The following is a 21,004-nucleotide window of genomic DNA, read 5'->3' as shown; positions in this document are numbered from 1 at the left end:
ATACAAGTCTTAGTTCTTCTTCATCAAGGTGTTCCAGCATTAGGTAGATTTCGTTTTTCGTGTACTTCATTTCGTTTCCTCCCTATTCTTCAATTTCTAATAATCTATTCCCACTTCCCGGCTCTTTGAACCTCCTAACATATTCCGTAAAGCACCATTGCTGTTTGAATCATTCCCTCAATAAAATGCGGAAAAACTTTTTCTTTTAGGCTTGGTTTAAGACCGGTGTTAATATAAGAAAGGTACGCCTGCGTGCCTTTTCTGACAGCACTGTTCGTGATAGAAGCAGACTTTCTTTTGTTTGACAGCTGTAAGAACAAAGCGTAAACCGGCGGCCCCTTATTTAAGAAGCAAAATCCACAAGGTTCTGCTATCATCATAAGTAATACCAGCACAAGTAACTTTAAGGAGGGAAATGTATGTGGACGATTGGCTATAGAGAATTTAGGGATTTATTTAAAGGAGTCCGCCCTTACTTTCTGATTGCCGTACTTACTGCTACTGCTTATTTAATTGCACAGGGAGCAGAACTTATCCCTGAAGGGTTTGAAGGTCTTTCTACAAACGCACCCTATGCAGCTGGACTTTCTGCATCCATCTTGTCATTCGGCCTGCTTTTTGTATTAACTCTTTCTCATAATTCGGTAAATAAAGAAGTAGAATCCAGTACGATCAGGTTTCTTGTTACGAAGGCTTCCCGCGGTGATATCATTATGGGAAAATTATTCGGCATTCTGGCCTACTGGTTTATTCTTCTGTTAATAACCACTCTTATCATCAGCTATTTTTCAGAAAGGTTTTTCTTTACTGCTTTTCTTGAATTTCTTATATTTATTTTTTACTGCATTTCTCTCACGCTGTTTCTCTCTGTAGTGATAAGAAGCTCCAGTCTGTCTATGTTTCTCGGAATTATCTTAGCTTTTACCATTCCTGTTTTATCAGTTTGGGCGGTACTCTCTGAAAATATATACATTAACTGGTTCAAGTTCTTTACGCCATATTATTACTTCCAGTTTGATTTTATCTATATGGCAATTCCATTTCTAATCGGCTTATTATTGCTTGCTCTCTCAACGAAAATATTTCAGGGGAGGGATTTCTAATGAGAGTAATCCGCACAGAAAACTTAACGAAAGCATTCAGAGGAGAAGTTGTCGTAAATAAGATTACCCTGGAAGTAGCACAGGGAGAAATTTTCGGGTTTCTTGGACGCAATGGAGCCGGAAAATCCACTTTTATTAATATGCTGACGGATATTATGAAGCCGACTTCCGGAGAAGTATATTTATTTGAAGAAAATTTAGGAATCGATGCAAATAAGTACCGTATTGGGGTTCTTCCGGATTATTCTTCCTTTTATGATGATATGTCCGCTGTACAGCACCTTTCTTATTTCAGCCGCCTTTCAGGAAATAAAGCCAGCAGATTAAAAATTGAAGAAACACTGGAAACAGTTGGTCTCTGGGAAGATAGAAAGAAAAAACTTCACACCTATTCTTTTGGGATGAAAAAAAAGCTGGGTGTAGCGCAGGCATTGATTCACGATCCGGAACTGCTGATTCTTGATGAGCCGACTTCCGGACTTGATGCAGAATCGGTAATTCACATGCAGAAATTGATTATTCAACTGCATGAGCAGGGAAAAACTATTTTTATGACTTCGCACAATCTGGATGAAGTAGAAAAAATCTGCACACAGATTGCGATTATGAAAGAAGGAGAAATTTCCCTGCAGGGGTCTCTTTATGAATTACAGCGGAAATTTTCTGCGACTTTTACTGTCCGGCTGAAAACCTCCTCCGAGCTGGAAGAAGTGGATAAAAAAAGGCTGAAAAGTTCTCTGGATGAAGCAAAGCTTTCCCACTCCTGGGATAAAAATTATTTATTTGTCGAGGTTTCTTCTGAAGAAGCTATCCCTTCTTTGCTGAAAAGAATTATGATGCTGGAAGTAGATATTTATGAAGCAGAAGTGGATCAGCCGTCTTTAGAAGAAATCTTTTTAGAAGAGCCGGACCACATTTAACTTATTTTCATCTGAATGTTAACAATTAAGACTTTATACTTAAAAATTTCAGCTTCTGCATAAATTCCCTTAAAATGGGTATGGAATAATAGCATCAGCATGCTCGTTCATCAATCCTCTATCTGTCAGACGAGTACAAATGTCTAATAGAAAGGCGATGCATATCATGAAACTTTACCTTTTGGCGGCACCGGACAGACGATTGTTGATTTGATCCTTTTATTAGCACTTGCTGTTACGGTCGGCCAGTTATTGATCGCTAAGGCTGGCAGTAAGCGTACTGATCCTCCGCGTGAAAAATACCGAAAATAAAAGAAGCCCCGAGCATATCAAACCTGATCTGTGCCCGGGGCTTCTTCTGTTTTTTATTTATGCAGGAGGGGACTTCAACTCTTTCTCTGCCATTTCTTTGTATTCTTTTAAACTTGAACGGGCGGCAAATTCAGCTACATCTATTGAAAAAGCATCCGCACGCATGAGAATGTGATCCTTCATGCGAGTCCAAGTTTTCCCGCCAAATTCTTCATAGCAGGTGAGGAGCTTGTCCAGGCCGCTTTCACCAAATGTCATATAGTGAGCAGTGAAATCGATGCTGGTGTCAGTAATTTTTGCCTCTGTCCAGTCAATAAACCCTGTCACATTGGCGTCTTTATCGACCATGATGTGTCCTGCATGAAGATCTCCATGCACCAGGCCGGTAAAAGGAGGCCACATCTCTTCCGTATTCAGCCATTGCTGCCAGCGGTCCCATCGTTCAGGGTGTATCTCATATTCCTGCTTCACTTTTTCCATCCTCCTGCGCATACTGCTGCTGAGCTCGACGACTTGTTCCACAGTAATTCCAGCTTCTTTCCATCGTGCTGAATCATTTATCTGATGCAGTGATACCATTGCACGTGCCAGCGTACGATGAAATGACTCAGGTACATTTTCCACATCTATCTCCCACTGATAGGACTGTGTTTTGGGATCAATTGTTCCTGCAGGTTTCCCTGTCAGCTGTGGGTAAGCTATTAATTCTTCATGAAATATAATCCATACCGGAACTTCTGCTAGCACCTCTGATTTTACTGCTTCCAGAAGTCTTTTTTCCACTTCTGCAGCCTTGACTGCATCTTTTCTTCTTGGAACCCTTAATATCCAGGCCATCCCCATCGTATCTGTTCCTAAGCCCACAATGAAATCAAGTCCAGAATCATTGATTTGAAGCGTCTCCAGTTTTATCTCAATTCCATGTTTTTTTGCTAAATCTTTTATTTCTTCCGGTCTCATAAAGTGAATCCTCTCTTTAATGATCGTTTTGTTTTTCAATAGTACAGCTCAGGCGTCCCGCTTTAAAAATAAAGACATACAATGCATAGAGCCCCAGCCGTTCATGAGTTCTCCAAGTTCTGTTTCCAGTACTTCAATCCCATGAGCCTCCAGTAGCTTTTTTGTATTCGGATTTCCTGACGGCATTACTACTTTCCCAGGTTCCAGCGTGACAAAGTTTAGCGCCATTCCTTCTTTAAGTTCCTGGATATCCGTAACCTCTATCAGTTCTATTCCTGCATCCATAAGAGCTTTTGCGCAGTCATAGGCAAGATGCCATGGAAAGACTGCCAGCTTGTTTGTATCAGCCATATTCATATATCCATCTAAATGAATGGAGCCATAGGGAATTTGTGTTTTAATAATTTTCTTTACCCCAATGTTGCGAAGCTCCGCCTCAACCTGGGAAGCACCGGCTTCATTTGCTCTGCTTCCCGTTCCTATTACCACTGTTTCCCGATTTACCCACATCGCACAGGCTCCTTCAAAGAAACCTTCTCCATTTATAGTTTTTATGATAGGAACACCAAGAGATGCAAGCGTCTGTGCCACTGCTTTCTCTTCTCCCCGCCTTGCAGGAATTGCCGGGCGGCAGATAATCGCTCCTTCCGGAGTCATAAAAACTAAATCACGAAGAAACATGGCGTTAGGCTTGTCTTCGCGCTGCCCTTTTACATAATGTACTTCTACATTGTGCTCACGGTATATATCAGCAAGCGCGTCCTGCTCTTTTCTCGCCTTTTCTGCATCTATCGCTCCCCTGAACCGGTACTCCGAAAAATTCTCTTCAGTAATTCCTTCTAACTCTTTTCCAGGTCTGTGCAGCAGCACAGACCGAAGCTTTGTTACTTCTGAATCACAGTACCAGTCTCCCCAAAGTTCTTTCATTTCTTCCGCGAATGTTGTTTCTGCTGGGAACCAGCGCTCCCCCTGTACTTTCACCTGCTTCAGTGACTTATTTTCCATTTTTTCTTCCTCCCCGGTATTACAGCGCTTCCTCACTGTGACCTTTACCTCCGTTATTCCATCACTTTTTATTTCATGCATGGTCAAATAATCTTCTCATCATCCGAATCTGGCCACGATGGCTGATTTCGTCCTCTATTACATGAAACCATAGATAATAATTGTTGTGCTTTATCCCGTTATCCCATTCACCCTCTTCATACAGCCAGCTATCCTGCTGTTTTTTCATCTGCTGCAGCGTGTTTTTTCGCACTTCTGCAAGGATATCTGTATAGTAATCAAGCGGCTGGCCATAGTATGCTTTTCTTCCTCTTTCTCCTAATTCAAGTGCAGCTCCCCACTTCTTTTGTTCTTCCTCATTTAAATCTCTGTTTTCAAAAGTAATCACTTGATGAACAAATTCTATTGCAGCAATATGCATTAACAGCGCACCTATAGAGTTTGACCCTTTATCGTCTATCATATCCAGTTCAGCTTCCGTAAATTCTGCTACCTCAAACAATGTCAGATCTCTTGTTATCTCCATCATCGCTGCCAATTCTCCTATTTTTTCCGGAAAGCCTTTTTTCTGTTTAATTGAAAATTCCATATCACAGCCTCCTTTTCTCTTTACAGTTAGCTCTGTTAAAGCCTGGGACTCTATGTCTGACTCGGAGGAATCCTTCCGCTGCCCCACAAGCAGGATTCCACGCAGCCAATCCAAGAAAGACAATGACCGACTTTCCTTCCCAGCTTCCTTCCCACCTGCTTCCCGAGTTCGTTTACAGTTCGAGACGAACCATCGACCTTCTCGCTTTCTTTTCCCGCAGGCGTTTTGAAAAACTGCCTTACCTGCGCTTTTGTTGTTAAAGAATTTGAAATAGAAGCATTTCTCTGCTTCGGTTTTACAAAGGGAAGAACGAACAATAACAGAAACCTTCATGCAGAAAATCTGCACCATGAAGTATGAAAATTAATACTGCTGTGTAACGAAGGAGAGGAAGCACGAGCGCAGTTGGAGAATCCAAGTGGCATGGTCACGAAGCACGAGCGGAATCGATCCTGGTTCTTCAAGACAGCATGGCGGTCTCTGCCCTGCTGTCTGTGGATCGATGGAAGCCGTGCCCTGTGAGAGAAATTAGTCGAGAACAAGCCCTTGGGTAAGCCTCTCCGAAAGTGCAGCAGCGGTATTACTTCTTTCAAACAAAGTTATTATTTTCAAGGCAGCCTTTAATTTAAACAGCTTCAATAACAGAAGGATCGTCATTTTGTGGTGAGTTTACAGTGACAGGAACTTCATAGGCAGTCATCTCTCCTGCGAATGGCTGAAGCAGCGGCTTCAGCTTTTCCGCTTCTGTTACACTGCGGTCCAGCCAGATACTTTCTGCTTCCTTCGAAAGAATGACCGGCATCCGGTGGTGGAGGTCCTGCATGAAATCATTTGCTTCAGTTGTAATAATCGTACAGGAGTTTATTTCTTCTCCATTTTCCGATTGCCAGCGGTCCCACAGTCCTGCCATCGCGAAAATCGGCTGGTCTTTCACTTGAATACGGTAGGGCTGCTTCTTACCTTCTATCTTTTTCCACTCATAGAAACTGTCTGCAACGATAACGCAGCGCCGTCTGGACAGAAGTTTTTTGAAGGAAGGTTTTTCATCAAGTGTCTCTGCTCTTGCATTGATCATTTTCGCGCTCATCTTTGTGTCTTTTGCAAAACTTGGTATTAACCCCCATCTCAGTTTCCCTGCTTTATGATGCTTTCCGTCATGCACAATAGTTACAATAGACTGCGTAGGAGCTACATTGTATCTTGGCGCCGTTTCAATCTTTTCAGCATTGCCCAGATCATACCTTAATCCAAGGGTCTCAATATCGGTTATAAAAGTAAATCTTCCGCAGATAATGTCCACCTGCTTTCTTTAGAATTTTCTGCTCTTATGCAAGATGCAAGTTTTTCATTTATAAAGTTTCGATAATATCCCAGGCCGTTAACGAGCGGGACTCCGGACGTTTCCCGGCAACGGTATCGCCTGCTCTTCCATGGAGATACACGCCGCATACTGCTGCCTGCTCTGCATGCATCCCCTGCGCTGTCAGACTTCCGATCACCCCTGCCAGTACGTCGCCGGTGCCTCCTGTTGCCATCTTAGGATTTCCTGTAGTGTTAATGGTGACATTTCCATTGGGAGCTGCTGTAAGAGTACGGGCTCCTTTTAACACCAGTGTAACTCCATGCTTCACAGCAAACTCTCTGGCAATTTCAATTCTGTCTGCCTGGACTTCTTTGACTGATTTTCCTGTAAGCCGCGCCATTTCGCCTGGATGAGGAGTTAACAGCACTGGACCTTCTCGTTCCGGAAAGCTTTCGATGCCTGCTTCTGCAAGAATATTTAATGCATCAGCGTCTAATATAAGCGCACATGCTGTCTGCCTCCATATATGCTTCAGCCAGTCTGTGTCCCCTTTCCATCTACCCATCCCTGGACCGATTACGCCTGCTTGTTTTCCATCGAGCAGTGCTGCTATATCTTTTGCAGAAGTTGCGGACCAGTCCCCTTTATCTTTATCCGCTACCCCCTGCAGCATTATTTCCGGCTGTTTCCCTAGCATCGCTTCCAGTACTCGCTCAGGCATTGCCCAGCTGACAAGTCCTGCCCCTGTTTTTAGTGCTGCAGCCGCGCTCATTAATCCAGCGCCTGCCATCTGCCGGGTTCCGGCCGCGACGAGTACGTGACCGAAGGTGCCTTTATTGGAATCTGCCGGCCTGACTGGAGAAAGCAGATTCATGTGAAATCTTTGTTGAATACTTTCTGCATCTGCAAGAAATGTCTGCACCTGAAAAGCTGCTGCAAAATCAGCAGGCAGTCCAATCGGGCAAGTGCTCACTATTCCAGCTGCTTCTTTTCCAGGATACTGTTCGAGACCACGTTTAGTATAAGCAAAAGTTGTCGTAAGAGCTGCTTGTATACATGGTGTTTGTACGGCTCCCGTGTCAGCGTCCAGTCCGCTCGGAATATCCATCGCTGCGATCGGTAATTCACTTGTATTTGCTTCTTCAATCAGTGAAGCATAAACTTCTTTTGGTGCCCCGCTGCTTCCCGTACCTAATAATGCATCTATAATTCCATCAAATGCTTCCCAGGCTATCTGCTCCTTTTTATAAATAACCGACGGAAGATTAAACGCTGAAGCAATGTCGCGCTGCTGCGCGGCCTCTCCTTTACATGCTGACGGATCTTCTGCATAAATCAGCGTTGGCTCAAACCCCCATTCCTGCAGGTGCCTAGCAGTCACGATCCCATCTCCGCCGTTATTTCCTTTTCCGATCAGCACCGCCCATTTCTTCAGTCTATCTCCAGCAAAAGAAGCAATCTCCTTCGCTGCATTTCTCCCCGCATTTTCCATCAGTACCATACTTGGCATTCCAATTTGCTTTATGGCATACTGATCCATTTTGCGCATTTCTTTTCTTGTAACTGCGTACATGAAGAAGCTCCTTTCTAAAAGTACAGTTCTTCTATTCCCTAGTATTTTCGACACCTAACAAAAAATACCTCTGCATTTCAGTTGTTTTCTTAATTTGCTGGCCCAGCAATTAACTTATATAGGAGCGTTTCTGCCTTTTACCAATATCATCCAAATAGCCACTCTTGTTTCCTGGTTAAAAACGAATGAAGGAGCTTCTTATCTGAAATGCGGTAAGATACTCTGCTTTCACCGGAAAGCGGAGGAGAACCCACACACACCAAATCATAAATATACAAAATTCCTTACTTTATAAACACACTGAAAAAACCGCTGGAAAACTCAGCGGTTTTTCAAAAAAGTTTATAATGTAATAATTTTCGAGTATTTCCTTCCTGGCTTATCTGCCATGCTTGTCACCATGCCGTTGCAGATAGGGCATAGAATTGTATGCTTATACCAGGAAACTATTTTCAGACTAGACTCCCTATTTATTTCCACCTTGTGCCATCTCTGCAATAACCCAGTGGCTGAAATCATTCAGCCGAGATTTTTCTTCTTCCGTAAAAGTACGGGGATACATATCCATCAAGCAAAGCGTTCCTATAAGGCCTTTCTTTGTTCTTAACGGCACTCCTGCGTAGAAACGTATACCATACTGATGGGCAAGCTGATTATTTTTAAAACGATCATCCTCATGCACATCCGGCACAACCAGGGCCTCTTCAGACGATACAATAGCCTGGCATATTCCCATTTCCAGCGGAAACTCCCGTGTTTCAAGAGCTTGTGCAGGCAGTCCCGACACAGATTTCAGCCATTGACTTTCTTCCGTTAGAAAAGAGATAAAACTTATAGGCATTTGAAAAGATGCCCGCACTGCTCTAGTAATCCGGTCATACCCCGCTTCATTTTCTTCCGCTGAAATATTTAATTCTTTCAGCGCCTCAGCTATCGACCTGGTGCTTCCTTTATCTGATGTTGCGGCAGCTTCCACCGAATAAAGCAATGCAGCTTCAGTTTTCACTTTTAATACAGCTTCAGTTTTTGAGGCATAAAGTTTTTCAATCGGCTGCGGTCTGCTCAAATAATACCCCTGTACTTCATCGCAGCCAAGATCCTTTAATACATGCAACTGTGACTGGGTCTCCACCCCTTCAGCTGTTACAAACAATTCCAGTTTTTTTGCAAGCTGCATAATAAAGGCTACTATTTCGTACTCTTTCTTTTCGATATTTTCATCGATATCCTGTACGAAAGCCTGATCAATTTTAATTCCATCCAGGGTAAACATTTTCAGATAATTTAATGAAGAATAACTTACTCCAAAGTCATCAATCACCACACTGAATCCAAGGTTCCGCAGATGATCTATAATTGCTTTCCCCTGCGTTGGATTTTTTACAAGCATCCGCTCGGTAATTTCCAGTTCAAATAATTTGGGAGAAAGCTTGCATTTTTTAATAGAAGTCAGCAGAGTCCGCTGGATTATTGCTTCATCAAATAAATTAGCGGAAAGATTCACCGATACTTTTGTTTCTTCAAATATTTCCGGCTGGGAAGAAATATCGTGGCAGACAATTTCCATCACATAAGCAGTGACTCTTTCAATAAGTGGAGACTTTTCTGCTATAGGAATAAATTCTCCTGGTGAAACCGTGCCAAGCCGGGGAGAAAACCACCTTACTAAAGCTTCATAGTTTACTTTTCCGCTTTCAATATGAAGTTTCGGCTGATAGTGCACTGTTAATTCTTTGTTGTCCAGCGCTTTCATCAGTTCTACTTCCAGCAGCAATTCATCCATATATTTTTTTCCGGCATCGTTTTCTCTGAAAATCTTAATTTCATTCTTGCCTTCCTGTTTTGCTTCAAGCATGGCAGTACACGCGTTTGAGATAAACATATTGGCATTATCAGCGTTACAGCTGATTCCGACGCAAGCAGATAAATGTATCTCTACTTCCTTTACAACATAGCTGAAAGAATTGATTTTATTCAGTACCTGGGATGCAATATTCATTACATCTTCTTTATTTTGTTCGAGTAGTACAATGACAAACTCATCTCCATCCACCCGGCCAAAAATTGTATCTTCCGGCAGAAGAGCGCCTACTTCTACTGCAACTTTCTGCAGCATAAAGTTGCCTTCTTCAATCCCAAGCAGTTCATTTAAAAGACGAAAACGATCAATATTTAAATAGAGAACATCTATTTTCGGTGGAGTATCTTTGTGCAATAATACATTAATTTCCGACTTTACTCTTACAAGGTTCGGCAGCTTCGTCAAATAATCTATATTTTCCATAGAGGTAATTAACTGTGCTTCTGCCTGATCAGCTAAATCCGCAGTCATACTGATAATATAACGGACTTCTCCTTCATTATCCTGAATGGGGAGTAAAATAGAAGAAGCATAGGCTGCAGCATTATTTGCTTTATTCATTTTATCCGCATAGAATACAGGCTCTTTTTCCTGATAAGCCCTGTCATACTGGCGAATCAGCGGTGCTGAAATATGTTTCGGATAGATTTCGTCCATTGTTTTTCCGAAAGAATCTTCAGGGAGGGAAGCCAGAATCGCCGCTTCTTCACTCACTTTTTCATATGTATAGCCTTTTTCCGTCACCTTCATTAAAAATACCATTTTATACAGTCTGGAGAAAAATTGAAACAAATAATGAGGATCCGCCTGTAATTGTGTATGCATTGTCTGCTCCACCTCCTGTAACGTATATTATGCAGCATGCTGCATAATATAAATTAATTTCTATAATTTATTGTCTGCCTTTTCTATACAATGTTATGGATATTTATTAAAAGCTTCTTTTTAAATAGTTTACTATATTATACCATTCTATTTCTATAGTCCTATCCCCCAAGAAATACAAAAGCATTAATCTATTTACTTTATTTTGTATCACACGCTGCAGTTGATAGAGAAAATTCAATAAATACCTGCTCAATGCTTTCTTCCACTGGCACTTTTTTCGTTTTATCTAAAATTCAACCACAGAAAAAGCCTGAAGCTGATAAACTTCAGGCTTCAGGCTTTAAAACTGCTTCATAAAATATTAGTTGTTAGCTGCATTGTCATTTCCTAAGTTATCGTTTCCTGCATTTGTATCATTTGTTTCTGTATCGTCTGCTGCATTATCTTCTGTGTTGTTTGTTTCTTCTGCATTTCCTGCGTTATTATCTTCACCGTTTTCGTCGTCCTGACTCCAGCTCCACTCTGTTTCGTTTTCCTGTTCAGCGAAGTCGATTGTCAGATTGTACTCCTGGAAGTCATCCTCATTAAAGTCAAAAGTATCAGCAATTTCAGAAGTAATATCTTCCTGGTCCGTTGCAGCATCTACGTTAAATTCGGAAAGATATGCTTCCATTTCCTCTACTGCATTTTCGCCTTCCAGCTCAAGGTCATCTCCGGAAACTGTTGCATCCGGCTCTTCACCTTCTTCTTCAGCAGGTGTATAAGAGAAATCCCACTGAGAATCATCTACGAGCGTTACGTTCAGTTCAAAATTGTTAAAATCCTGATCCATAACTGCTTCCGCTTCTTCTTCATCTTCCATGTTGCCTTCATCATTTAAGGCATCGTTATTTTCATTATTTAATCCGGTATTATCTTCCGCATTATTCATATTATTTCCTTCATTGTTCTCTTCATTATCAGCCAGGTTCGCTTCCGGCTCTTCTGTTACTTCTTCGTTCTGGTTGTTTGTATTGTTTCCAGTGTCTGTCTCATTGTTTCCTCCATCATTTCCGCACCCTGCAGCTACAACTGCCAAGGCTCCGATACTCATAGCAAATTTCTTCATGATGTCATCCCTCTTTTCAATAAATTTTGTTAAGTCTTAAGCTGACTATTCTAACGATTTCCCGATTTATCGTTTACTAAACTCCTATGTCTATTTTCATTACTTAGGATTTACATATTATTTTTTGTGAGATCGCTTACTAATTCTTTATGCACAATTTTTCTCTAGGCATAAACCACGGTAATCTGCTTGCGTACAGGTACATTTTATACTGTACGATTCCACGCTGTTTCACGGAGATATGTCCCGCGTATGTCTGCAGTATCAGCTTTCATCGGTGGTGAGAAAATTTTGTCTTTCTTGGTAGCTTTATAAGATTCTTTAAATTATTCAATGCTGATATTCAGAAAAAAATAACTGCGCAACTGGATACCTGTGTTTTCAGGATCCTTTTTGTGGGAAAACCTATAATATTACGTAAAATTACAAGGAGGTCTGCTTGATGCGCTTTTCACCGTTGAAATCTTCCCTGTCACATAAGATGAAAGAAGCCAAGGTACATTATTTAGAAGCAACTAAAGACACAGTTCACTGGGGAAAATTTGATAACTCCCTTACCCCTGCCCTGAAAATAAAGTCAGGCGACTTTGTTTACGCTGAAACTGTCACCCATCATGCAGGGGACGCCCCGGATAAGATGATGGACGATGGAATTCAGGCGATTTATGCTGCAATTCCGGAAGAAGACCGCAAGCCCGGCCCCCATCTTCTTACAGGGCCTATCTATGTAGAAGATGCAGCGCCTGGTGATATGCTTGAAGTGCAGATTTTAGACCTGGAACCTCGTCTACCCTACGGATCTAATTTATCAGCTCCCTGGGGATTCCTATTTGAAGAAGAAGAATTCCATAATAAAGAGAGAGTGACAGTTTATAAAATCGATGATAAAGGGCAGTGGCTCACGCCGCATTTCGCTTATGATTATCCCGGCCCTTATGATGTGAATGGAAAAATTCTGCATAAGAATGACGTAGAGCGTATGGAAACATTAAAAGGGATGCAGGTTCCTGCAAGAATTCACATGGGAACGATGGGCGTTGCTCCGGCTGAGGACGGTCCAGTCAGCACAATTCCTCCCTCCAACTTCGGTGGGAATATTGATAATTGGAGAATTGGTGCAGACACTACTATGTATTATCCTGTGCAGAATCAGGGAGCACTCCTTTCGCTTGGCGATGCTCATCTTGCACAAGGGGACAGTGAATTAAACGGAACAGGTGTAGAAGCTTCCGTAAACTGCTTACTGCGGATAAAAGTAAGAAAAGACTTTTCTTTTCCGTTGCCGATACTGGAAACAAATGAAGAATGGATGATCCACGCATTTGACCCCGACCTGGATGAAGCTGCGCGGATAGCTTCCTTCAAAGCCATTCAATTTCTTTGTGAGTTTTATTATTTGTCGAAAGAAGAAGCTTATTCTTTTCTCGCAGTGGCAGCAGACTTTCACATTACGCAGGTGGTAAATGAAAATAAAGGAATACACGTTACTATTCCAAAGGAAGCTTTCCTTCCGGATTAAATTCGCTATCAGACTGTTGAAAAAGTGTTTTTTCTGTATAATTATGCAATTTTATGCTTTGCCTTTGAAGGTACGCTTTCCGGAAGGAACTCTCTCCGCGAACCTGCCTTCTTAAAAGAGGAGCATGGCTTCACGCAGCCAAATCACTGGAAAGAGCTCTTTCCAGTGATTTCAAGATCATTGGCTGGTTTCGCGCATGCTTACTATATCTTTCCAGTAAAAACGCCTGGGAAGATATAAGAATCGTTATAAATCCTCCAGGAGTCGACCTTCTGCGACTGCAGCTGAGAAAAAAGAGGATTAGATTTTATAGAGCGTCTCCGGTACAAGCGCAGCTTTTTCTATAAAAACTTATTCTCCATAGCGTCCGGTGGTGACAGCGGGATTGAAGCGCAGTCTGAAGATCCTTTTTTCTGCCCCAAGGGCAGGAGAAACAGCTGAAGACCGGTCGGCAAGGTTCCGCAGGTAAGCGGTGGAGAACCTTATGCATAAAAAATTATTAAAATACAAGCTTCCTTACTTTATAAACACTCTGTAGAGCCTCACTTTTCATAAAGTGAGGCTCTTTTTCATAGTCATCACCTAGTCTCACCAGCGGTAATAAAAAGGGCGGCTGCAGCGGAATGAGAGCAGGCCGTCTGTGATGGAGGATCCTTCCATGATTAGTTCTTTGTTGTAGTAATCTGCATTAGAAAATGACTCAAGTCTCACGAATTTGAAGCTTGTAAAATTTTCTCACGGAAATTTGTACTACTCTCCTTATTATAGGGTAAAGAAATAGAACATCTCCCTTGTGATATGAAACAAATCTCATACTTAATTCACCTGAAATAAGTTACGGGAGGAAAAAATAAACTATAGAGAGGCGGGTAAATTTTGCAAAACCATAAACCTAAAATAGTTGTACTCGGTGCTGGTTACGCAGGAATGATTACAACCAGGCGGCTCGTGAAGAAACTGGGTCCGGAAGAAGCAGAAATCACACTTGTAAACAAACATAATTATCATCATATTACCACTTGGCTGCATGAAGTTGCGGCAGGAACGATGAGCCAAAATCAGGCACGAATAATGATAAGTGATATTATTAGTGAAAAGCGTGTAAGTCTTGTATATGACACCGTTCAAAAAGTAAATAAAGAAGAAAAACAGGTAATTTTAGATAACGGTGTATTGGAATACGATTACCTAGTATTTGCACTCGGCTTTGAAAAAGCCACCTTTGGAATCCCTGGTCTTGACGAGCATTCTTTTTCTATCAGCTCCATTGACTCCAGCAGGGAGATTTATCATCATATTGAATATCAATTTGCTACCTACCGAAGCGAAAACGAAAACAGCGGCAAATTAAATATTATTGTCGGAGGCAGCGGCTTTACTGGAATCGAGTTTCTTGGAGAACTCGCAGATTCCATCCCCAAGCTTTGCAAAAAATTCGACATAGACCGTAGAAAAGTAAGAATAATCAATGTAGAAATGGCTCCCACAATTCTTCCAGGATTTGACGAAGAGCTTATCGATTATACAAAAAATAACCTTAAAATAAGAGGAATCGAATTTTTAACAAATACAAAAATAGAAGAATGTTCTTCTGACGGTATTAAAATTGCCGGTAATCAGGAAATTAAAGCAGGGACGATTGTATGGACAGGAGGCGTCCAGGGAAGTTCTGTACTGACTGCTTCAAATTTCAATGTTTTTAAAGGAAAAGTAAACGTAAATGATGATCTGCGGATGCCAGAAGATGAAAATATATTTGTATTGGGAGACTGTGCCTGGGTTACAAACAAAGAGCTGAATAAACCATACCCACCTACTGCACAGATTGCCACACAGGAAGCTGAAACCTGTGCTGAGAATTTAAAATTTCTTATCCGCGGCGAGACACGGCTGAAAGAGTTTAACTTTTCCGATAAGGGAGTAGTCGTATCCCTTGGCGGTGGTGACGCTTGCGGCACTATCTTTTCAAACACAAAATTATATGGCAAAACAGCCCGTGCGATGAAAAACGTGATTGATAACAGATATTTATTGATGCTCGGAGGGCCGGCGCTGGTGCTTAAAAAGGGAAAGTTCACAATGTTTTAAACTGAAGTAAACTACCCTCCATCTTTGACCTCGAAACCCGGAAAGCATTTTGAGTATTATTTTTAATCGTTACTATAGGAATAGGAGGATATGAGAAATGAAGAACACACTTCTTATACTGCTGCTAACGCTTACTTCACTTTTGTTTTATGCAATAGCAGCACGCAGCCGTGAAAACAAACGGGATTTCCGCTAATAATTTCCGTTTTTTAACTTTATATACAAAACGCCCGCAGCAGAAGTGTTTTTTCTCCTGCGGGCGCTTGCATTCTGCTTAGTTGTTTTTAACGCTTTTTTGAAAGAAATGTCCATAGTGCCCCGCACACTGCACCTGCGAAAGCAAGGTAAGTAAGTACTGGGTGCTTTGAAGCTTTCGTATACCAGCTGGTGGACCTTTTCAAGCCGGGATGCTCCCCATGCTCTTTCTGTCCTGTCCCTGCCCTGTATAAAGCATTATTTTCTTTTGCCTGTGAAGGTTTATCTGCATGCTGTGTTCTGGACATCAGCAACGCGATCAGCTTATCAGACAGGTTTGGAGCTCCGTTTTCCAAAAGCCCGACCAGACGCGCCTGAGAGCCAACATAGATTATTTTTTTCGGATGCTCTGCTGCGTGCAGTACTGCCTCGGCTGCTGTTTTTGGCGGATAAGTTAATTCTCGGTGTGCGGGCTGGTGCTTCATATAGCTGGCGGCATGTTCGTTCACCGGCGTATCTATTTTTCCCGGATTAATTAACGTTACTGAAACAGGAAGACCTTTCGCTTCCATTTCTGTCCGCAGACTTTTTGTCCAGCCATGCAGGGCATGCTTTGCAGCGGAATACCCGGATTGCAGCACCACACCCATGTCTCCATAGGCGCTCCCCATATTAATTAACGCGCCTGCACTTCTCTGCTCTTTAAAATATTGCAAAGCAGTTCTGGAGCCATACACAGCTCCCCAGAAGTTCGTTTCAAATAAGCTGCGAAGGTCTTCGATACTGACTTCATCTGCCTCTCCGAACATTGCGATACCTGCATTATTCACCCATGTATCTACACGGCCAAACTGCTCCAGTGCGGTTGCGAGAATTTGTTTTACTTCTTCCTCCCTGCTTACATCTGCCTTAACCCAGACTGCTGATGCACCTTGTTCCCTCAGCTCATTCGTTATCTCCTGCAGCGCTTCTTCATTTCTTGCAGCAAGTACGACAGCGGCCCCTTTGGCAGCCGCCATTCTGGCAGTAGACAAACCAATCCCGCTTGTAGCTCCGGTAATAACTATTACCTGATTTGCAACTTTTTTAAGTGGGATTTTTTTATGGCGGGACTGCCTTTTTTCCTGTCTGCTCTGATATTCAGCCAGCTGATTTTGTGCCATTTCTACAGCTCCTTTAGTTTTTCTTTTCTTTACCCCCTCTATAAGAAGTGATAACTTTTCTTCCACTGCAGAGGTTCACGTTTCTGCCAGTATGTTTCTCAGTGTTTCAACATCTTCATTTATTTTGTCCTGCAGCGACCGATTATAAAAAACCGAAGCTGGATGAAAGGTAGGGAAAACCCGGTATTCCTTTTCCGTCCAGCTGTATCCATCCGGGTCAGCACGAAGGACGGGTCCCTGAATCAACTGCCCGTGACTTTCAGTGATTTTATAATCTTTTCCTTTCAGGCGTCGTAAACCGATATTTCCAAGCGTCACAATGACTGGAGCATTTACGTGATCAATTTCATAATCAAGCAGTGGCGCATGGGCATAGATTTCTTTCGCTGTAGGCGGCCGGTTGTACTTTCGCTTGGTAGTAGTGCCGTCCCTCTCTTTCTTTTCCCCCCATCGGTAGGGACGGCTTCGGACAGAAGCGGTAATGTACACTTCTTCTCTTTGAAGCCCCAGCTTTTCTAAAAATTTCATCAGCTCTTTCCCTGCTCTTCCGCTGAAGGGAATGCCGTTATGTATTTCTGTTTCTCCAGGTGCTTCTCCTACGAGCATCATCGCTGGATTTTGCGGGCCGCTTCCATATACAAACCCTTCCACCGGATAATCAGCAAGTTTTTTTCTTCCTTCTTTCGCAAGTGATTCTGGAATTTTCATTATGATTCCCTCCTTCTCCTGAATAATTTTCTTTTCCCTCCTCCATAAAGTATTATTCCTGCGTTTTATTTGTAGATCCGTTTTAAATGGGGGAAAGTCCGGCATTCTCTGTAATACTCATATTTTAATGTAATAAAGGATAAAATAAAGCACCAGAGCTGCAGGTAAAACCCTGTCAGACTCCGGTGCTTTATAAACAGTTCTGCTTATTCCTCTTCTAAGATTTATAGGATGCTTCGTCCTTTTTGTGCAAGCGCATAATGAATTCCGTGCTGCAGGGAATGAAAGCAATTGAATTTCTTCAGGTCTACTGCATTCTCCTGTATCGTCATGCTGACTTGCGGGGAAATCCCCACAATAATTGTTTCAGTTCCGATCAAAGAAGCTGCTGCACCTAATTTTTCAATCAGACTGGCAGCGTGCTCTGTGAAGTTATCATTTAAGCCTGTTAAATCCAGCACCATGTATTCAGCTCTGTATTTTGGAAGCTGCTCCAGGGTTTTTTCCAGTAATTCTCCTGTCCGGTCTTCATCATAGGTACCAAGAAGAGGTATAACTACTATTTCCTCTAACACAGGAATAATAGGAGAAGAAATTTCCTTAATAAGCTGGTTTAAATCTTCAGTTTTTTCTTTTACCAGAGCTTCCAGTCGTTCAATCTGCTCTGCTTCTTTCTGCCGGACAAGTCTGTGAATATTTTTTTCTACACTTTCCTCCGAAGGAAAATAGTGGATAACAGTTTCATCATATCCTTCCAGCTGATAGTGAATTACTTCATACCAAATATTCTGGCCGAACATCTGTGTAAAAATACCCGCATAATGGGCAGGCAGAAAATCTCCTCCCCGCTCTTTCTTTTGTGCCACGTTAACCTTATGTTCCCAGCTGTTTTTTAAATATACTTCCAGTGTTTTATTTTCAATATCCAGCTTATGAATTTCAGCCAGCCCCCAGCCTGCAGAGGCATAAGTTGCTGTGATTAATGCTGCCGCTTCCTCTACATTCACATTTTTCATATTGGAAAAATATTCTCCGACCACCACACCTTGACGAAAGCCCGTGGTTTCCAGTACAACTCTTGCAGCTTCTTCCCCTGACACTTCTTCTAAAGCATCAAAAAATTCTCTCATTACGGTAGTAACCCAGAAAAGTACCGCATCTTCTCCTTCATAGGTAAACAAACCTTCTTGAGTTTCCCAGCCGAATTGCAGACCGTCTATATTAATAGTTTCATTTTTTGTCATGTTGGAAGCTCCCTCTTCGTAATATCGTCTGTGGAATTTATAGAACATTAAATTCAATATTACAGATACTTCTAGTATACAGGAAGGAAAGCGACTATTATATAAACAATCCTCCTCTTTTTAATCAATAAATATTTTATGCATTCCCAGCAGGACTCTTGCAAAAAATATTAAATTTCGATATAGTTAATTGTGCAATTAATTGCTCCCTGCGAATTATTCTTGTTTTAAAAGCTTGCAGGTAATGGACAGGATTTTTGTAAGAGCCTGAGGTATCCGTAAAATCCACTGTTCTATTTAAGCAAATTATGATAAAAGAGTTTAACCTAAAAAATACGAGTATATTATATTAGTTTGGCATACTTAGAAAAATATACAGCCTGAGCTTTTATCCGCAGCGGTATTTACAGACGATAGAGCTGGAAATAAGTTATTGGATAAGAGAAATAATTCATACACAATTACAATTATTATAATAATCCCCTGCGAACAGCAAAGTGGAAATCAAGAGACGTTAGTGCTCATTGATAAGCTGCAAAGAAAATTTCTTTGCAGCTTTTTTATATGGAAAAACAATTGAAAAATTATCTCGCTTTCGAGATGTTTAAACCCCCGCCATACCGGGAAATATTAATATCGAAAATCCATTTCAGCAGCGATGTTCATTTAAAGGAGAAGAAAATGATAGATAAAAAAAATATACAAACAGAAATTGCAAGCTACATGGGAAAGATGCTTCGTGATAATTTTGGCAAGGGACCAACTTCTGTGTTTGTGGCCCTTTATTCACCCTTTCTTGTTATACACCTTCGAGGGTTTCTGGCGCCTATGGAGAAAATACTGGTAAAGCAGCGGGAAACGAAGCGCGTAGAGGAAACGAGAGATGTTCTTATGCAGGAATTGATGCCTGAAATTCACGACAACTTACAAACAATCGCAGATATTGATCTGCAGGACATGTATTTTGACTGGAATATTCATCGGCAGACCGGAATGATTTTAGGGATTTTATCCTCGGAAGATAAAATAACTCAGCCTGCATGGCCCGCTTCTGTTGATCAGAAAAAATTCAATCAAACGATTATTGAAATGAGTGAATGGGGACAGAAAACTCCTGCTTCCACGAAATCCTACTGGATTAACGATCAAATTATCGTAGTACGAAAATCCGGGGTGTTTGTGCAGATTGAGAAGGAATTTATTAAAGCTGGTTTTACCGATGAATTGAAACTGGTGAAAAGACCATTAGAAAAGAAACTGCTCTACCAGGCAGGACTGGAGAAAATTATTAACAAGCCGATTGTAGAAACTTTTATGGACTGGGACTTTAAAAATGACATTGGTTTTATTATTCTCGCCCTGCAGTCAAGCAGCAAAGTATAAGAAGCGTGCCTTGGAGAATTCCAGGCACGCTTCTTATACTTTCAGGAGTTACTACGCTCAGTAATGAATCTGCCGTCATCAGTATCTTTTACATTCTGCAGATACTTGGAAGACAGTTTTCACAGTGAGATGCCTGTTTTAAGTATTCCAGATCATTGATTACTAAACAGCCTTCCTCCTGGGAAATAACTCCTTCCTTTTTCAGGGAAGCGAGTATTCTGTTTACGTTTTCCCGGGAGGAACCGATGTAGCTTCCCAGTTCTCCATTTTTTAGTTTCTTTTTGATTTTCACCACAGATCCTTCCTGTCTTCCATAGGAATTCACTAAACGGATTAAAGTGGAACAAACAGCTCCTTTTTTTCCGTAAAACGTTAAATCCTGCAGCTTTGCTCTCGCGATTTGTTCCATCATAGAACTCCATTTTAAAAATTCTCCGGAAAGCCTGGGATTTTGTTCCATTCTCTCTTCCAGTCTTTTATTGCAAATAACGCCTATTTTACTTTCAATTTCTGCAACGGCATTAAAATGATACCGGTGCTGCGTAAAGCTGTTTAATTCTCCAAATATATCTCCCGTACTCATAAAGCTCAGTACATATTCTTTATCATCCGCTGTTTCTTTATAAATTTTCACTTCTCCATCCATAATATAAAACAAATAGCCTGCGGTATCTTCTCTGTTAAACAGCATACCTCCTGCAGTGAAAGTTTGAATTGACATCAGCTGATGCAGCTCCTGCATACTTTCCCCTGAAAAATGAAATGTATTCTGACATGGTTTTTTTGGCACTTCAAGCATTGCTTCTTTTCCCATGAAAATCCCTCCGTACTTAATGTTACACCTATTGTATTTCATCCTGAATCTATTGGATGTGACAAAAATCACCAGCAGTAAATTATTATATGAAATGTTCTTTATGGCAGACCGTGATGCTTCCTACTAAACATAGAAAGGTTTTTAACGCCTGCAGAAAACCTTTTATTTATTTAGCTCTGTTAATGTTCAGTGTTGATAATAATAGAAGAATTCGCTGCAACTGACCTGCCGTGGAGGAGATCTCCGGGTAGACTAACGTCTTCCGGGATCTTCCGACCTCCTTCTTCCACAGGCGGTATGAACGTTCACCGCCGGAAGCATTTGC

Annotated in this window: 16 protein-coding genes; 5 read left to right on the top strand and 11 right to left on the bottom strand. The window is 41.5% G+C overall.

The genetic code is table 11. The annotated features are described in order from the left end of the window. Positions 1–419: 419 nt before the first annotated feature. Complete coding sequence (locus tag BLP92_RS12950; RefSeq protein ID WP_090843386.1) at positions 420–1,103, top strand: ABC transporter permease; 684 nt, start codon at positions 420–422, stop codon at positions 1,101–1,103. Then, on the top strand, positions 1,103–2,023 hold the full coding sequence (locus tag BLP92_RS12945) for an ABC transporter ATP-binding protein (RefSeq protein WP_090843385.1): 921 nt from the start codon (positions 1,103–1,105) through the stop codon (positions 2,021–2,023). The genes BLP92_RS12950 and BLP92_RS12945 overlap by 1 nt, the downstream gene beginning before the upstream one ends. 369 nt (positions 2,024–2,392) lie before the next feature. On the opposite strand, the gene BLP92_RS12940 is transcribed toward BLP92_RS12945, so the two are convergent. The 7 genes from BLP92_RS12940 to BLP92_RS12905 all read right to left on the bottom strand — a co-directional run bounded on the left by BLP92_RS12940 (position 2,393) and on the right by BLP92_RS12905 (position 11,562). Next, positions 2,393–3,295, bottom strand: coding sequence for a macrolide 2'-phosphotransferase (locus BLP92_RS12940; protein WP_090843384.1), 903 nt, complete (start codon positions 3,293–3,295; stop codon positions 2,393–2,395). Positions 3,296–3,343: 48 nt separating this feature from the next. Then, positions 3,344–4,300: a dimethylarginine dimethylaminohydrolase family protein gene (locus BLP92_RS12935; RefSeq protein ID WP_244516846.1), complete on the bottom strand. Its 957-nt coding sequence runs from the start codon at positions 4,298–4,300 to the stop codon at positions 3,344–3,346. A gap of 73 nt (positions 4,301–4,373) precedes the next feature. Beyond that, positions 4,374–4,889, bottom strand: a complete 516-nt coding sequence (locus BLP92_RS12930; RefSeq protein ID WP_090843383.1) for a DinB family protein — start codon at positions 4,887–4,889, stop codon at positions 4,374–4,376. Positions 4,890–5,514: 625 nt separating this feature from the next. Continuing rightward, a complete protein-coding gene (locus tag BLP92_RS12920) occupies positions 5,515–6,189 on the bottom strand; it encodes an SOS response-associated peptidase (protein ID WP_342028394.1) in 675 nt (224 codons plus the stop codon). A gap of 49 nt (positions 6,190–6,238) precedes the next feature. Then, complete coding sequence (locus BLP92_RS12915) at positions 6,239–7,765, bottom strand: NAD(P)H-hydrate dehydratase (RefSeq protein WP_090843381.1); 1,527 nt, start codon at positions 7,763–7,765, stop codon at positions 6,239–6,241. A 466-nt stretch (positions 7,766–8,231) separates the two neighbouring features. Beyond that, positions 8,232–10,451 (bottom strand): EAL domain-containing protein, encoded by a 2,220-nt coding sequence (locus BLP92_RS12910; protein WP_090843380.1) that lies wholly within the window; start codon positions 10,449–10,451, stop codon positions 8,232–8,234. Positions 10,452–10,815: 364 nt separating this feature from the next. Further along, positions 10,816–11,562 carry a YusW family protein gene (locus BLP92_RS12905; protein ID WP_090843379.1) on the bottom strand — a complete coding sequence of 249 codons (747 nt, stop codon included), beginning with the start codon at positions 11,560–11,562 and terminating at the stop codon, positions 10,816–10,818. A gap of 442 nt (positions 11,563–12,004) precedes the next feature. Between BLP92_RS12905 and BLP92_RS12900 the strand changes: the two genes are divergently transcribed. Then, positions 12,005–13,081, top strand: coding sequence for an acetamidase/formamidase family protein (locus BLP92_RS12900; protein ID WP_090843378.1), 1,077 nt, complete (start codon positions 12,005–12,007; stop codon positions 13,079–13,081). Between the two features lie 876 nt (positions 13,082–13,957). After that, positions 13,958–15,169 (top strand): NAD(P)/FAD-dependent oxidoreductase, encoded by a 1,212-nt coding sequence (locus tag BLP92_RS12890; RefSeq protein WP_090843376.1) that lies wholly within the window; start codon positions 13,958–13,960, stop codon positions 15,167–15,169. 284 nt (positions 15,170–15,453) lie between these two features. Here BLP92_RS12890 and BLP92_RS12885 read toward each other — a convergent pair whose 3' ends face one another. The 3 genes from BLP92_RS12885 to BLP92_RS12875 form a co-directional block, all read right to left on the bottom strand. Beyond that, positions 15,454–16,527 (bottom strand): SDR family oxidoreductase, encoded by a 1,074-nt coding sequence (locus tag BLP92_RS12885; RefSeq protein WP_090843375.1) that lies wholly within the window; start codon positions 16,525–16,527, stop codon positions 15,454–15,456. 75 nt (positions 16,528–16,602) lie between these two features. Further along, positions 16,603–17,235: a uracil-DNA glycosylase gene (locus BLP92_RS12880; protein ID WP_090843374.1), complete on the bottom strand. Its 633-nt coding sequence runs from the start codon at positions 17,233–17,235 to the stop codon at positions 16,603–16,605. 224 nt (positions 17,236–17,459) lie between these two features. Further along, complete coding sequence (locus BLP92_RS12875; protein WP_090843373.1) at positions 17,460–18,479, bottom strand: STAS domain-containing protein; 1,020 nt, start codon at positions 18,477–18,479, stop codon at positions 17,460–17,462. A 681-nt stretch (positions 18,480–19,160) separates the two neighbouring features. Here BLP92_RS12875 and BLP92_RS12870 point away from each other — a divergent pair. Then, the gene (locus tag BLP92_RS12870) at positions 19,161–19,862 is read left to right on the top strand and encodes a Na-translocating system protein MpsC family protein (RefSeq protein ID WP_175444288.1); all 702 of its coding nucleotides are present in this window, start codon (positions 19,161–19,163) and stop codon (positions 19,860–19,862) included. A gap of 88 nt (positions 19,863–19,950) precedes the next feature. Here BLP92_RS12870 and BLP92_RS12865 read toward each other — a convergent pair whose 3' ends face one another. Then, positions 19,951–20,676, bottom strand: a complete 726-nt coding sequence (locus BLP92_RS12865; RefSeq protein ID WP_175444287.1) for a Crp/Fnr family transcriptional regulator — start codon at positions 20,674–20,676, stop codon at positions 19,951–19,953. Positions 20,677–21,004 lie beyond the last annotated feature (328 nt).

Source organism: Alkalicoccus daliensis (assembly GCF_900103955.1).
Lineage (GTDB): Bacteria > Bacillota > Bacilli > Bacillales > Salisediminibacteriaceae > Alkalicoccus > Alkalicoccus daliensis.
The sequence above is the reverse complement of the archived record's forward strand: the minus strand, read 5'-3'. Positions and strand labels throughout refer to the sequence as shown.